This window comes from Spirosoma fluminis (assembly GCF_054778895.1).
Genome location: NZ_BAAGZD010000004.1, coordinates 529,114 through 542,445, shown reverse-complemented (window position 1 = coordinate 542,445; position 13,332 = coordinate 529,114). Strand labels below are relative to the sequence as shown.

Genomic DNA, 13,332 nt, shown 5'->3' with positions numbered 1-13,332 from the left:
ACAATTTTTTAGACTGTACCCCGTTGACATTGTCTTTTTCGATGAATATGTTTGTGGTGAGTACAAGTGTACCTGAATACGACTTTCATGAAACAAATTATACTTATTGGTGTACTGACGGGCCTGTTAACGGCAACGATCCCGATTCGGGCGCAGGTCGCGCTCCGGGATTCGGATGCCCGAAAAGGCAGTCGCCTTGAGCTGGGACGCACATCAGCGCCCCGGAAAACGCCTGGCCCGGTTCTGCCATCGAATCGGTTTTCGCTTGCGCCGAATCCAACCCTGTCCAACCTCGACCGGGCAATTCTGACGAATAAGAACACGGCAATCAACGAACATTACAAAGCGTTGCTTGTAGCTCCTTCGGGCTCTAAAACTCCCACTCGTTCCCTGACAACTGACAATACGCCCACACCAACCAGCGACGCCCGGTCTGTAGCGGTTCAGGAAGGGAAAGGCGAAAACCGAATGTTCTCGAACGAGAAAATCTGGGTGTCGAATGCGTACCCAAATCCGGCGGATGATGTCGCTGAACTGGATTACCAATTCAACGGTGGAGCTGGCGAAGCGAAATTAACGCTGCTGAATATTCTGGGCGGGCCAGTGGCTGAGTATGAGCTTGAACGAAGTGACCGAAAGCTCCGCATCGGCACCCGCGATCTGGCTACCGGCTATTACCTGTACCAGCTTACGGTCGATGGTAAAAAAGTGGCAACCAAGCGTTTGCTCGTTCGTCATCAGTAAGTATGCGATTTGTTAAAATATTGTAAAACCAAGTCTAAATCAGCTTGGTTTACGGCACTATCCGGGCTGCATCGTCGTTAAAACGGTGTAGCCTCTATTTTTTTTGTATCTTTGCCACTTATGCAACAACGTCATATCAGTAAGTTTCTGTTGGGAGCTTGGGTCGTGGTAATACTTGGTTCGTGCAGTCCGTTCTCGAAATTGCAGAAAAGTGGTACCGATGACGAAAAATACAAAGGGGCTGTCGAGTACTATAAAAAAGGCGATTGGTACCGGGCGGGTCTGCTGTTTGAAGAGCTGATTCCGGTTCTGAAAGGAAGCACGGAGTCGGAGATGGCTCAGTTCTATTACGCTTACACGCAGTATCACCAGCAGCAGTATTTGCTGGCCGCTACGTTGTTCAAGAAGTTTTACGAAACGTTTGCCCGGTCGGACTACGCGCAGGAATCGATGTATATGTACGCTTATTCGTTGTACAAGGACACACCAGCGTTTAACCTTGATCAGTCAAATACGTTAACGGCGACCTCGGCTTTACAGGATTTTATCAACGCCTACCCCGATAGCAAATACAATACCGAAGCCACGAAATTAATTCTTGACCTTCGGAAAAAACTGGAGCGGAAAGCCTACGAAAAAGCCAAGCTGTATTACAAAACGAGCGGTTTCAACATCGCTTCCTACAAATCATCGGTTATTGCGATCAACAACTTCCAGAAAGAGTTTCCGGATTCTGAATACAACGAAGAACTCGCCTATCTGAAAGTTGACGCCGAATTTAGTCTGGCGCAGAACAGCCTGGAAACGAAGCAGAAGGAACGTTATCAGGAAGCGATCAATTATTACCAGACCTTTGTCGACAAATATCCGAACAGCAAATACGTAAAGCTGTCGGAAAAAATGTACGAAACCAGCCAGAAAGAACTGGAGCGGCTGACAAAGCTGGAACAGGAACGCGAACTGGAAAAGCAGAAATTGAAGGCTCCTGATGCCAATCGCCCGGCGAAGGTAACGGCCGCCAATTAAGTTTAGCAAGACAAATTACGGGTAGCAACTCTTTACTTGCTACCGTGGATACAAATCATAAATTGACTCTCAATACATGGCAACGAATCAATCGATCATTACCCGCGATAACGACAAGATTGCAGTACAAACTGGAAATCTGTACGAATCAGTAGCAATTATCTCGAAACGCGCTCGCCAGATTGCTACCAAAAATAAAGAAGAGCTCAGCAACAAGTTGTCGGAGTTCGTTTCGGCGGTCGATAACCTTGAAGAAGTATTCGAAAACCGCGAACAGATCGAGATCTCGAAATTCTACGAGCGGATGCCGAAGCCGACCTCTATCGCAACGGATGAGTTTCTGGAAGGCAAGGTGTATTGGCGTTATAACGACGAAGACGCTCAGCAGTAAGCTAGCGTTACGTTGATGCGATTTGACCGCACGGTATGTTTGCCGTGCGGTTTTTCTGTTTACCTGAATCAGGTGGTGTCTACATGACCACTTTTCGTCAGTTTTAATCTCTCCTGATTGATGACTTTATCCGGCAAACGAATTCTTTTGGGCGTAACGGGCAGTATTTCAGCCTACAAATCTGCGCTGCTGACCCGCTTACTGGTAAAAGCGGGTGCTGAGGTTCAAATTATTATGACGGAATCGGCGCAGGAGTTCATTACTCCGCTAACGCTGGCGACGCTTTCTAAACATCCTGCTCTTTCATCGTTCATTAAAGACAGCACGGGTAGCTGGAACAACCACGTTGAACTGGGTTTATGGGCCGATGCGTTTGTTATCGCGCCGGCTTCAGCGCATACACTGGCCCGCTGCGCTCATGGTTTCTGCGACGATCTGCTGTCTGCGGTTTATTTGTCGGCTAAATGCCCGGTCTTTTTTGCACCGGCTATGGATCTGGACATGTACCGCCATCCGACCACTCGAGAAAATTTACACCGATTAGCTTCGTTTGGCAACATCATCATTCAGGCCGAACATGGCGAACTGGCGAGCGGTCTGATTGGTGAGGGTCGGTTAGCCGAACCTGAAACGATTGTGCAGACGCTGGAAACGTACTGGGCAAACGGTGAGGGAACGAAGGAGGCAGGCATACAGGAGGATAAGCTAAAGGCTGACTCTCCCGCTACTACGTCTGCTTCTCCCCTACCTTTGATGGGCAAACGCGTACTGGTTACGGCTGGCCCAACTCAGGAACCGATTGATCCGGTGCGGTATATCAGCAACCATTCGAGCGGTAAAATGGGCTACGCTATTGCCAATGCCTTTGCGCAGGCTGGTGCCGACGTAACGCTCGTCAGCGGTCCGACTGCACTGACAGTGCCTCACGCTGGCATAAAGCGCATCAATGTGCGTTCGGCTCAGGATATGTTCGAGGCCACGAAAGCAGTTTTCGGGCAGGCAGACGTAATGATCCTGAGTGCAGCCGTGGCCGACTACACACCTGCCCATCCCGCCGACCGGAAGATTAAAAAGAAAGAAGCGGAATTTTCCCTGGAACTGACTAAAACCGTCGATATTGCGGCTACCCTTGGTCAGCAGAAGCGCCCTGACCAGCTATTGATGGGATTTGCCCTGGAAACCGATAATGAAATTGAAAACGCCAAGAAGAAGTTACGCGCCAAGAATTTAGACTGGATTGTGCTCAATTCATTACGTGATGCCGGAGCCGGTTTTGGACACGATACCAATAAAATAACCGTTATTGACAAAGACGAACAAACCCACGAATTTGCGCTGAAATCGAAAGACGAGGTCGCCCAGGATTTGGTAAGTCTGGTCTCAACCAAACTAAAAAGCTGAAGTCGATATACGCTGTATACCTAGTTATGAGATTCGCCATACTCCTAATTACCTTCCTGATCCTAAGTCGGCCGGAGGCTCGGGCACAGGAATTAAACTGCCAGGTAACGATCAATTCAGATCAGTTATTCGCGCAGCAGAAAACCGACTTCACCTACGTAAACCAGTTGAGGGGGATCGTTTCGGAATTCATGAATACCCGGCGCTGGAGCAACGACCAGTTCACGGTTTCCGAGCGCGTTAATTGCTCGATGAACATAAATTTGGTAAAGTCGCTGGCTCAGGGCGCTTTTGAAGCCACCGCGCAGATTGTGGTTACGCGACCAGTTTACGGCACCAACTACGAAACCACTATCTTTAGTTACGTCGACCGGGCGTTTAATTTTGTGTACCTGCCTACTACACCCGTTTACTTCCGGGAGAATCAGTTCTCCGATGATCTGACGTCGCTGCTGGCTTTCTACGCAAACGTCATTCTGGCGGTCGATTACGACTCGTTCAGTAAGCAGGGCGGTAATCCATTCATTCAGCGGGCCTACACCATCACGAACCTGGCTCAGCAGGGTTCAGTCAACGGAGCCTGGCAACCGGGCGGTGACCGGCGTAATCGGTACTGGCTCATCGAGAATTTGCAAAATCAGCAGCTACTGCCCTTCCGCGACGGTTTTTATACGTATCATCGGCAAGGGCTGGACGTGTTTGGCGCCAATCCGGTTCAGGTGCGCAAACAAACGCTCGATCTGCTGACGACCATTCGAACCATTGGCTTGCAGATGCCCAACTCGGTGCTGCTTAATTCGTTCTTCGATGCAAAGTCGCAGGAGTTGTATAACATTCTCTATGAAGGTAACCCCGAAGAACGGAAGCGGGCGTTTGATCTGCTTTCGTATCTGGACCCCGCCAAAACGGAAACGTACCGAAAGCTAACTCTGTAAGTACAGGTTCATTATCCGGCAGAGTTGTAAACATGATTTCGTGACGCTTACTGTCTTTATGACTGAACCTCGCCCTGGTTACCTGTGTTAGTTAAGTAAGGAGCCTCCTCTATGCTATCGCATCTACTAATCAAAAATTACGCGTTAATTGACGAGCTTGAACTTGCCCCCGACCGTGAACTGAACATCGTAACGGGCGAAACGGGAGCCGGGAAGTCAATTATGCTGGGGGCCATTGGGTTGCTACTGGGCAACCGGGCCGATACCCGAGTTTTATTCAATCCGGAGCAGAAGTGCGTAATTGAAGGTACGTTCGGTGTATCGGGCTACATCATTGAGCGCATTTTCGACGAAGAAGAACTAGATTATGCTGATACGTGCATCGTTCGCCGGGAGATCGGCGTGAGCGGCAAATCCCGGGCGTTCGTGAACGATACACCTGTGAACCTCGAAACGTTACGTCGGGTAACCAGCCAGCTGATGGACATTCACTCCCAGCACGACTCAGTGCTGCTGGGCTCCAATGAATACCAGCTGGAAATTGTCGACACGTATGCGCAGAACGACGAAGTGCTGCGTGCGTACCGGGCCGACTACCAGACCTACCGCGCGAAACGAACGGTTTACGATCAGTTGCAGGCCGAAGCGTCGGCCATGCGAAAAGAGTTTGATTACAACAATTTTCTGTACGAAGAACTGGTCAAGGCGCAGCTTCAGCCCGATGAGCAGGAACAGCTCGAACAGGAACTGAATATTCTTGAAAACGCCGAAGACATAAAGGAACGGCTTCAACTGGCCTACGAGTATCTGGATAATACCGAACAGTCCGTCATCGATTTTCTGAAAGGGGCGGTCAGTAACCTGGCTTACATCAGCAAGCTCTCAGACCAATACCTTCAGTTGCAGCAACGCGCCCAAAGCAGTCTGATCGAACTCCGTGATCTGGCCGACGAAATCAGTCGTGAGCAGGACAGCGTAGACGTAGACGATACGCGCGCCGAGGTTATTCGGGAACGCCTGAACTTACTCTACCAGTTGCAGACCAAGCACCAGGCTAAAGCCATTGCGGACCTGATTGCGCTGCGCGACGAACTCGGTCAGAAAGTGAGCAAGGTGCTTAACCTGGATGACGAACTTGCCGACGCAAAGGACCATGCCGAAACCGCCCGCGCGCAGCTGCAACTATCGGCCGAAGCTCTATCGGCCTCTCGCCAGGCCGTATTACCTTCCATCGAATCCGAAATTGGCGGCTTACTGCACGACCTGGGGATGCCCAACGCGTCGTTGAAGATTCAGGCCGAAACCGGCAAACCAACGCCAACGGGTGTCGATACCATCTCGTTCCTGTTCAGCGCCAACAAAGGCGTGAAGCCGCAGCAACTTAAGAACGTAGCGTCGGGGGGTGAGTTTTCGCGGTTGATGATGGCCATAAAATACATTCTGGCCAGTAAGCGGTCGCTGCCTACGATCATCTTCGATGAGATTGATACGGGTGTATCGGGTGAGATAGCCATTAAAATGGGCAACATGATGCGGGATATGGCGCACAGCCACCAGATCATCGCCATTACGCACCTGCACCAGATTGCCGGTCAGGGTAACGCCCACTATTTTGTGTATAAAGACCATTCGGCGGCAAAAACGGTGAGCCGGATCAAGAAATTAACTTTCGACGAACGGGTCACTGAAATAGCGCAAATGATCGGTGGTAAAAACCCATCAGCAAGCGCCCTCAAAAACGCTCGTGAAATTCTTAAACAACGCGCTACAGCCGTAGCCAAATAAGCGAGTTGCCTGAGAAGAGAACCTTTTCAGGCAACTCATATTTCCCACGTACCGCTATGCCAAAGTTTTCGCTTACCCTTGCTACCGCCCTCACCATTGGTACTCTTCTCGGAGGTTGTAACTCAGACGAAGAAGCCATTAAGAACGCCGAGAACGAAGTCTTTGCCATCCACGATGAGGTCATGCCGAAGATGGATGACTTGATGAAACTGCGCAAACAGTTGAATAAGCAGATCAGTCTGATTGACAGCCTCAAAGCCACAGGTTCGGCGGCCGCTACGCTACGTAATGACGAAGAAAAGGAACAGGCCATTCGTTTACGGCGAAATCTGAATGAGTCCGATAGCCTGATGAACTACTGGATGGATCACTATAAAGGGGATACGCTGGTTAAGCTTTCCCACGAAGATGCGTTACGTTACTTAGCCGAACAAAAAGATAGGATTACCGATGTCAAGACAAAATATAATGCCAGCCTTGAGCAGGCTCGTGAGTTCCTGGATAAAAAATAGTAGCTGGTTACTCGCGTTTGGTTTAACGACTACGTTGCTAAGCTGCGGGTCTGGCGACGATACGTTGCCAATTTTGGGCCAGCGCGAAGCCGTTACGAAGGTCGTCGATGGCAAAACCGTAACCGACTCGGTCTATCAGGCCGTTCCGGATTTCAGCTTTGTCAGTCAGTATGGGGATACCGTTACGGCCAGAACGCTGGACAATAAAATTTACGTTGCCGATTTTTTCTTTACCAGTTGCCCAACCATCTGCCCGAAAATGAAAGTACAGTTGAAACGGGTCTACGAGAAGTTTAAGGGCAACCCGGATGTGATGCTGCTCTCACACACAATCAATCCGGAACGGGATTCGGTGGCGGTGCTGAAGGAATTTGCCGATAACCTGGGGCTGACGGGCAAACAGTGGCTGTTTGTTACGGGCGACCGGGAGAAAATCTACGACATTGGTCAGAACAGCTACATGGTAACGGCCCAGGCTGACTCTACTGCACCGGGGGGCGTTGTGCACAGCGGTGCGTTTATCCTGGTCGATAAAGCCAAACACATCCGGGGCATCTACGACGGCACAACCGAAAAAGGCGTTGATAAACTTATGGTCGATATGGAGCGGTTACTGGCCGAGTACAAAAAATGAGTCGACGGATTGGTTATTGGCTGGCATTGGTGGCAGCAGCTGCGTTTTGCGCCTGCCAGAGTCAAGAAGAGATTAAGCGGCAGCAATACATCACGGAAGGGATTCTGGTGTACAAGAACAACTGTGCCAATTGCCATCAGGACAAAGGGCAAGGCTTAGCCGAGTTGTATCCGCCCATTGCGGGCTCCGACTACCTCGCCAAAAAAGACAGTGTAATTTGCCTGATCCGGTACGGACAGCAAGGGCCGATTGTGGTCAATGGCAAGCATTACAACCGGGTGATGCCCGCTCAGCCCCAGTTGAGTGACCTCGAAATTGCGGAACTCGTTACCTATATCTACAATCAGTGGGGTAATGAAACGAAACGTACCGATGTGAAAACGGTAACGCCGATTCTGGCGCGCTGCAAACAATAATGGCCCACCGTTAGGCAGTCCATTACGTACACTAAGCAATTAAAAGCCTGGCCCGGCTTCGACATTGAAAATTCCGGTCGGCTTGCGGATTTTAGAGCTTGTAAAGTCCTGGTTCGCATCCAGCCCCATCCCATACAAGGTTTCGCCCGTAAGCTGACTGACTATTTTAACCCGGCTCTCGGTATGTACTTTTTTAGTGGCCGGATTCCAGTTCAGCAGTGGAGTATAGAGCCGTTCCTGCTTCTGCTTGTTTACGACCACTACGTTCCCCATTACCGTGTACAAATCTTTAGCCTTGTCGTAGCGGCCGGAATCAGCCCGTAAAGTGGTCGCTTCGTCACCGGCTGGTCCGTAAAACACAATATTGACGGGTTTCGGGTACGACCGGTTGTCGTTGGCATACCGAAACTGCTTGGGCGTTGTCAGCCTCACCTTCAGGGCGGCCGATTCACTGTATAATAACGTTACGTCGTTAATTTCTTCAATTGGTCCGCTGTACGGATTTACTTTCTTGGTCTGCTTGGCTTCTTCACAAGCCAGTAGCAACGCACTGAGGCAAGCAAAGAGCACAACCGCCTTTGTTTGAACAAAACGTTGTTTCATCTGACTGTTAATAGGCATAGTAGCAACTAACGCAACGCGGGAGAAGAGCGATAAGTTTGCCGGGCCTTAGTCGACAACCTGTTTGCGGAACCACCAGTCATTGAGCGAGAATCCCAGCGCCATGCGAACGTACTGTTCCCGAATCTGCGTGCCCGTGAGTACACCGCGCTGCCCACCCACAACCGACAGGGTGATGTGATTGACCAGATAGGCGCCCAGCGGCAGGGATAGGCCTAAACTTCCGTTTACGTCATTAATCTGCTTACCCTCAACGGTGTACGGCAGTCGATTGTATTGAAATCCCGCCCGATACGTAACCAGATCCCAGTACCGGGTCGAGTTGGCCTTAGGCGTGTATTCCAGACCCGCGGCAACCGTCATCCCGTCGGCCAGATTGCCCGGCTGGCCCGTGATCGTGCGGTACTGTCCCCATTTCTGGAAGCCTACATCAACTCCAACGAGAAATGTATTATTTTTCTCCAGACTGATACCGAAGTGCATTTGCTGGGGCAAGGTTACCCGGCCGCTCGACTCGATACGCAAGGTATCAGCCGCCGAGATCGCTACGCCCGTTAAGGACGTTTGCTGATAAATATCGGTCTCGCTGGCGCTAACCCGGGTCTGCGGATCGTAGGTCGCCCCCAGATTAAGCGACCATTTTTCGCTTAATTTAGGTCGCCAGCCCGCACCAAATTTCCAGACAATATCGCTGTAGTTGACGCGGTCCAGCCGAGTCACGCGCGTATCCTGAATGCCGACACTGGCATCGTTGATCAGCACTCGCGAATCAGAAGAGTTGGTTACGTTACCAAACAGGAATGAGGCTTCGCCACCAACGTAGATATTACTGCCAATCCGAAAGCCGTTGGTAAAAGTTGCTTTGTTGAGCCCACCCCGCCCCGTGTAATTATATTCGGCTTCGTAGATCGTGCCCGGTACAGTTCGGTACTGGCGGGTGGTATAATCGACGTAGGTATAGGGTTTGAGGCTGATTCCCATATTCCATCGCGAGCTTGCCGGGAACGCTAAAGCCAGATAGCCGAGGTTTCCGCCGAAATCCCGCTGGCTTTGCAGACCACCGTTCAGATTCTGGCTGAGTGATTTTGACTGGCCGATCAGGCCTACTTCAAATACTGTAAAGCGGGTTCGGCGGGCGAGCAGGGCCGGATTCTGCATATTCAGGTAAAAAGGGCTGGCATTACTGATGCCCAGACCACCCATACCCATGTTTGTTACGTTACCCTGGCTGTATAATTCCCCGATGCCTAAGGCTGAATAGGGAGAGTTTCCCAATCCCTGCGCCAATACCATCGGCGATGTCGCGGCAACGGCCAGCAAACTATGCGTTAACGTCCGGCGAAGCCGCTTATAAATTCTCAACATTATACCGTAAAATTCGATTCAACCCTAGTAAAACCAGTTCGGGCACTGCAAATATCGGCGGTTTAAGACGACTTTCAAAGGCAGGCCCATCTCCTCCGCACAGCAATACCACAATGTCAGGCCGCTCACGGCGGTAGGTATCTATAATTCCATTCATCTCAAACGCCAGCCCGTTCGCCACTCCGCTTTGCAGGGCCTGCCGCGTATTCTTCGCCAGCAGATCCGGCCATTCTGTCGGCAACTCCACCAGCGGTAGCCGAGCCGTTTGCTCATGCATGGCCCGAAAGCGCATCCGTAACCCCGGCGAAATAAGCCCACCCTGAAAAACCTCTTGCCGGTCGACCAGATCAGCCGTCAGGCACGTACCCAGGTCAAACACCAGGCAATCGCGCTGGGGAAACAACGTAACGGCACCCACCGCGGCTGCGACCCGATCGGCTCCCAGCGTAGTTGGGGTATCGTACGCTTTTTGGATGGGCAATGGCGTATAACCGTCGAGTACCCACACATCCTGGCTCAGGTCTACGAGCTGCGTCCGGATCTCATCGGCCGGGCGATTCGTCGACGAAACCAGTACGTGTCCGATTGACCGGTGAGCTAGTGCCGCCACGAGGGCCTCCGGCGATTCGTAGCGATTTGTTTCCAGAAGTGTCCCCCCCTCAAACCAGGCCGTTTTGAGGCTTGAATTGCCCCAATCGATCACCAGATTTGGGGAAGCCGACGGCGTTACCTTCCGTGTTCGTGTCTCCATGCGCGTACCAAGTCCCAACGTTGATTCGGGACTTAAAATTTGTATGTTTATAAGGATTTAAGGATTTTTAACGACGTTTCTGAATAACCCACCTTTCCGCTTGCTGATCCGTATGCGTCCTCTCTTTATTCAGGCGGTTTTCCTCGTTTGTCTGGGTACATGGGTTGTCGCCTGTCATTCAGCCAAACAAACGCTGGCGATTCACACCTTGCCGAATTATAGCGAAAAAGCTGCCCACCAGGTCTTATTTCTCGATTTTAACATCAGTCGTTCGGGGCCTGCTCAGCCGGAGCGAATACGCCTTGTGAATTCGATTATAGGGAATGGTAAGCTGAAAACCTTATCTCACCCTGTACACAACCCGTACCAACTCAGGGTAATCCGCTACTATACCGACGGCCGGGAGCCCGTCAGCGACAGTCTGGAACACCCCCTATTCAGGTCAGTGGAGATGGCCGAACCGAATGGTACGTTAAGCCGTCAGCCTCTAAGCAAACAAAGTGGCCACGTTTCGATCCGATTTCCATATACCGAAGCGCTCGGCCGACTTGCTATCTTCAGTGTCACGCCTGACAAAGGCATCGTCAAAATCCACACCTTACGTCTACGCCCATGAAACAACTTTCTACCTGCCTGCTTATTGGTCTCTGTTTAGTAAGTGCCTGGTGCAGCGCCCAAACGTTCCAGGTCGATACACTCCGCAAATCCGGCCCGATTGCCAACCGGATCAACGTTGTTATACTGGGTGACGGATTTACCCAGAGCGAACTTCCGGCGTTTACCCAGGCCGCCCAGAAGTTCGTTACGTTCTTTTTGAGCTATTCGCCCTATAGCGCCTACCAGAACTATTTTAATTTCTATTCGATACCGATTCCGTCGAAACAAAGCGGGGCCACAAATCCGGGAACGGCCCCCGATCGATACCCCAACCAGCCCGTCGAAACCAAGGACACGTATTTTGGCTCTTCCTTCGGCACCAGCAACATTCACCGGCTGGTAGCCATCCGAAATTATCCGGCGTTTACGAACGTCATGGCCACTAATTTCCCAAGCTACGATCTGGCCGTTATGATTGTCAACTCGCCCTGGTACGGTGGGTCGGGCGGCAATCCGGCTACGTTTACGCTTGACCCACAAGCCGACCTAATTGCCATGCATGAGGTTGGACACATCTTTTCGGCTTTAACGGATGAGTACTGGGCGGGTTTGGTATACGCCCACGAAGCCGCTAACATGACCCGAATCACTGACCCCAACAGCGTCGTCTGGAAAAACTGGCTGAGTCAACAGAATATCGGCATTTTTCCGCATACGGGTGCGGTTGATGCAGGCAACTGGTATAAACCCACAACGCACAACTGCCTGATGGAGCAGCTCGACAAATCGTTCTGCGCCGTATGTCGGGAAGCCACAACCGATAGAATTTTAAACGTAGTGAAGTCGGTAGAATCCATGCAGCCGCAGGCCGGATCACGGGTTGTCGTCAACGAACAGCCCGCGCTCTTCCGGCTGGGCCTCCTCAAGCCTGAACCGAACACGCTCCGGGTAGAATGGCGACTAAACAATCAGCTTATCAGCCAGGACAGCGACCAGTTGATGTTGACCAGTAGCCAACTAACCGACCCGACCGCTACGTTGAGTGTTTCGGTGGTTGACACGACTCCGTTTATCCGGCTGGCCAGTCACCGCATTACCCATCGGTATATCAGCCAATGGGCCCTGGTTAAAGGAACCGTTGCTCCGCCATTTTCCTTGACGGCGACGAAGCGTTCCGTTTGCGCCGGGGAGTCCATTACGTTGACCGCCCTGAACTGCGCGGGTGCAGTGACCTGGTCGACGAGTGCTGCCACTACGTCGGTAACCGTATCGCCAGCCCAATCCACCACCTATTCTGCAATGTGCAGCTTATCGGGAGTCCCGTCACAAACCGCTACCATTGACGTGCAGGTGTTTCCTCTACCAACGGCTAGTGCAGCTAACACCGGCCCATATCTGGAAGGCCAGCCACTCCAGTTGACGGCGCAGGGTGGTAAAAGTTACAGCTGGACCGGGCCCGCTAATTTTCAGTCGACGGAGCAGAACCCGACCACTCAAAGCGTCAAAACAAGTCAGGCGGGCAACTATACCGTGGTGGTCACGAACGAACAGGGCTGCTCCAGTACTGCTCAGACTCAGGTTACGGTCAATCCGATACTCGCCATACATAAGCTGCCTACTGATATGGTCCGGATATTTCCGAACCCCAGCCAAGGCAGGGTTCAGATTCAGACCTCGCTGGATGGGCTTCTGGAAGTTACGCTGCTCGACGAAACGGGCCACGTAGTCGTTAAAAAATCATTTTTTCGGGACACCGAGTTAAGTACGGATAAACTCCCGAAAGCCGTTTATATTTACCGCATTAGCACGACCAAAAGGTTGATTACCGGCAAACTTCTGGTGGAGTAAATGTAAACCTGAATATTCAGGTGCTGGATGGGAATTTTTGATAAATCAGTGGAAACATTTCCAATCCAATTACGTTATCTTGACATAAACAAATGAAATCGCTACATTTGCTTCCATCAATCCGGTTTGCAGGTAGTGCTTTCATCGCAGCAGCCCATAGCTATAGCGGACCGTCTGTTTTCCCAAGCGTTTTAACAACCACCGTGTCTGGCCCCACCAGACCTTTGTGTGTAGATCAGGGAAATCGCTTCCAAGTTTACTATTTGACTTATTTTTCCATTACGTAAATAATTGAGCCCGTTGAGG

14 protein-coding genes are annotated in these 13,332 nt (G+C 51.2%); 11 read left to right on the top strand and 3 right to left on the bottom strand.

Annotation, left to right across the window (positions count from 1 at the left end; genetic code table 11):
- Positions 1–87 precede the first annotated feature (87 nt).
- From ACYVBJ_RS07810 to ACYVBJ_RS07770, 9 genes are all read left to right on the top strand, one after another.
- Positions 88–744 carry a T9SS type A sorting domain-containing protein gene (locus tag ACYVBJ_RS07810; RefSeq protein WP_460981734.1) on the top strand — a complete coding sequence of 219 codons (657 nt, stop codon included), beginning with the start codon at positions 88–90 and terminating at the stop codon, positions 742–744.
- Between the two features lie 120 nt (positions 745–864).
- Positions 865–1,770 carry an outer membrane protein assembly factor BamD gene (locus tag ACYVBJ_RS07805; protein ID WP_460981733.1) on the top strand — a complete coding sequence of 302 codons (906 nt, stop codon included), beginning with the start codon at positions 865–867 and terminating at the stop codon, positions 1,768–1,770.
- A 76-nt stretch (positions 1,771–1,846) separates the two neighbouring features.
- Complete coding sequence (locus tag ACYVBJ_RS07800; RefSeq protein WP_460978629.1) at positions 1,847–2,161, top strand: DNA-directed RNA polymerase subunit omega; 315 nt, start codon at positions 1,847–1,849, stop codon at positions 2,159–2,161.
- Positions 2,162–2,281: 120 nt separating this feature from the next.
- Positions 2,282–3,562 (top strand): bifunctional phosphopantothenoylcysteine decarboxylase/phosphopantothenate--cysteine ligase CoaBC, encoded by a 1,281-nt coding sequence (gene coaBC / locus ACYVBJ_RS07795; RefSeq protein WP_460981732.1) that lies wholly within the window; start codon positions 2,282–2,284, stop codon positions 3,560–3,562.
- Positions 3,563–3,588: 26 nt separating this feature from the next.
- A complete protein-coding gene (gene porD, locus ACYVBJ_RS07790) occupies positions 3,589–4,497 on the top strand; it encodes a type IX secretion system protein PorD (protein ID WP_460981731.1) in 909 nt (302 codons plus the stop codon).
- A 111-nt stretch (positions 4,498–4,608) separates the two neighbouring features.
- On the top strand, positions 4,609–6,282 hold the full coding sequence (recN, locus tag ACYVBJ_RS07785; RefSeq protein WP_460981730.1) for a DNA repair protein RecN: 1,674 nt from the start codon (positions 4,609–4,611) through the stop codon (positions 6,280–6,282).
- A gap of 56 nt (positions 6,283–6,338) precedes the next feature.
- Positions 6,339–6,794: a viral A-type inclusion protein gene (locus ACYVBJ_RS07780; protein WP_460981729.1), complete on the top strand. Its 456-nt coding sequence runs from the start codon at positions 6,339–6,341 to the stop codon at positions 6,792–6,794.
- Complete coding sequence (locus ACYVBJ_RS07775; RefSeq protein ID WP_460982126.1) at positions 6,784–7,428, top strand: SCO family protein; 645 nt, start codon at positions 6,784–6,786, stop codon at positions 7,426–7,428. The genes ACYVBJ_RS07780 and ACYVBJ_RS07775 overlap by 11 nt, the downstream gene beginning before the upstream one ends.
- The gene (locus tag ACYVBJ_RS07770; RefSeq protein WP_460981728.1) at positions 7,425–7,844 is read left to right on the top strand and encodes a c-type cytochrome; all 420 of its coding nucleotides are present in this window, start codon (positions 7,425–7,427) and stop codon (positions 7,842–7,844) included. The genes ACYVBJ_RS07775 and ACYVBJ_RS07770 overlap by 4 nt, the downstream gene beginning before the upstream one ends.
- A 39-nt stretch (positions 7,845–7,883) precedes the next feature.
- On the opposite strand, the gene lptC is transcribed toward ACYVBJ_RS07770, so the two are convergent.
- The 3 genes from lptC to ACYVBJ_RS07755 all read right to left on the bottom strand — a co-directional run bounded on the left by lptC (position 7,884) and on the right by ACYVBJ_RS07755 (position 10,581).
- Positions 7,884–8,447: an LPS export ABC transporter periplasmic protein LptC gene (gene lptC, locus ACYVBJ_RS07765; RefSeq protein WP_460981727.1), complete on the bottom strand. Its 564-nt coding sequence runs from the start codon at positions 8,445–8,447 to the stop codon at positions 7,884–7,886.
- A gap of 66 nt (positions 8,448–8,513) precedes the next feature.
- Positions 8,514–9,830 (bottom strand): hypothetical protein, encoded by a 1,317-nt coding sequence (locus tag ACYVBJ_RS07760; RefSeq protein ID WP_460981726.1) that lies wholly within the window; start codon positions 9,828–9,830, stop codon positions 8,514–8,516.
- Positions 9,814–10,581: a type III pantothenate kinase gene (locus ACYVBJ_RS07755; RefSeq protein WP_460981725.1), complete on the bottom strand. Its 768-nt coding sequence runs from the start codon at positions 10,579–10,581 to the stop codon at positions 9,814–9,816. The genes ACYVBJ_RS07760 and ACYVBJ_RS07755 overlap by 17 nt, the downstream gene beginning before the upstream one ends.
- A 112-nt stretch (positions 10,582–10,693) precedes the next feature.
- Between ACYVBJ_RS07755 and ACYVBJ_RS07750 the strand changes: the two genes are divergently transcribed.
- Both ACYVBJ_RS07750 and ACYVBJ_RS07745 read left to right on the top strand, forming a co-directional pair.
- Complete coding sequence (locus ACYVBJ_RS07750; protein ID WP_460981724.1) at positions 10,694–11,197, top strand: hypothetical protein; 504 nt, start codon at positions 10,694–10,696, stop codon at positions 11,195–11,197.
- Positions 11,194–13,026 carry a M64 family metallopeptidase gene (locus ACYVBJ_RS07745; protein ID WP_460981723.1) on the top strand — a complete coding sequence of 611 codons (1,833 nt, stop codon included), beginning with the start codon at positions 11,194–11,196 and terminating at the stop codon, positions 13,024–13,026. The genes ACYVBJ_RS07750 and ACYVBJ_RS07745 overlap by 4 nt, the downstream gene beginning before the upstream one ends.
- Positions 13,027–13,332: the final 306 nt, after the last annotated feature.

Excerpts from the sequence above, each read along its gene's own strand:
- ACYVBJ_RS07810 (WP_460981734.1), top strand. The coding sequence starts at position 88 with ATGAAACAAATTATACTTATTGGTGTACTGACGGGCCTGTTAACGGCA.
- coaBC (WP_460981732.1), top strand. The coding sequence starts at position 2,282 with ATGACTTTATCCGGCAAACGAATTCTTTTGGGCGTAACGGGCAGTATT.
- ACYVBJ_RS07780 (WP_460981729.1), top strand. The coding sequence starts at position 6,339 with ATGCCAAAGTTTTCGCTTACCCTTGCTACCGCCCTCACCATTGGTACT.
- porD (WP_460981731.1), top strand. The coding sequence starts at position 3,589 with ATGAGATTCGCCATACTCCTAATTACCTTCCTGATCCTAAGTCGGCCG.
- ACYVBJ_RS07745 (WP_460981723.1), top strand. The coding sequence starts at position 11,194 with ATGAAACAACTTTCTACCTGCCTGCTTATTGGTCTCTGTTTAGTAAGT.
- ACYVBJ_RS07800 (WP_460978629.1), top strand. The coding sequence starts at position 1,847 with ATGGCAACGAATCAATCGATCATTACCCGCGATAACGACAAGATTGCA.
- lptC (WP_460981727.1), bottom strand. The coding sequence starts at position 8,447 with ATGAAACAACGTTTTGTTCAAACAAAGGCGGTTGTGCTCTTTGCTTGC.
- ACYVBJ_RS07760 (WP_460981726.1), bottom strand. The coding sequence starts at position 9,830 with ATGTTGAGAATTTATAAGCGGCTTCGCCGGACGTTAACGCATAGTTTG.
- ACYVBJ_RS07750 (WP_460981724.1), top strand. The coding sequence starts at position 10,694 with ATGCGTCCTCTCTTTATTCAGGCGGTTTTCCTCGTTTGTCTGGGTACA.
- recN (WP_460981730.1), top strand. The coding sequence starts at position 4,609 with ATGCTATCGCATCTACTAATCAAAAATTACGCGTTAATTGACGAGCTT.
- ACYVBJ_RS07805 (WP_460981733.1), top strand. The coding sequence starts at position 865 with ATGCAACAACGTCATATCAGTAAGTTTCTGTTGGGAGCTTGGGTCGTG.
- ACYVBJ_RS07770 (WP_460981728.1), top strand. The coding sequence starts at position 7,425 with ATGAGTCGACGGATTGGTTATTGGCTGGCATTGGTGGCAGCAGCTGCG.
- ACYVBJ_RS07755 (WP_460981725.1), bottom strand. The coding sequence starts at position 10,581 with ATGGAGACACGAACACGGAAGGTAACGCCGTCGGCTTCCCCAAATCTG.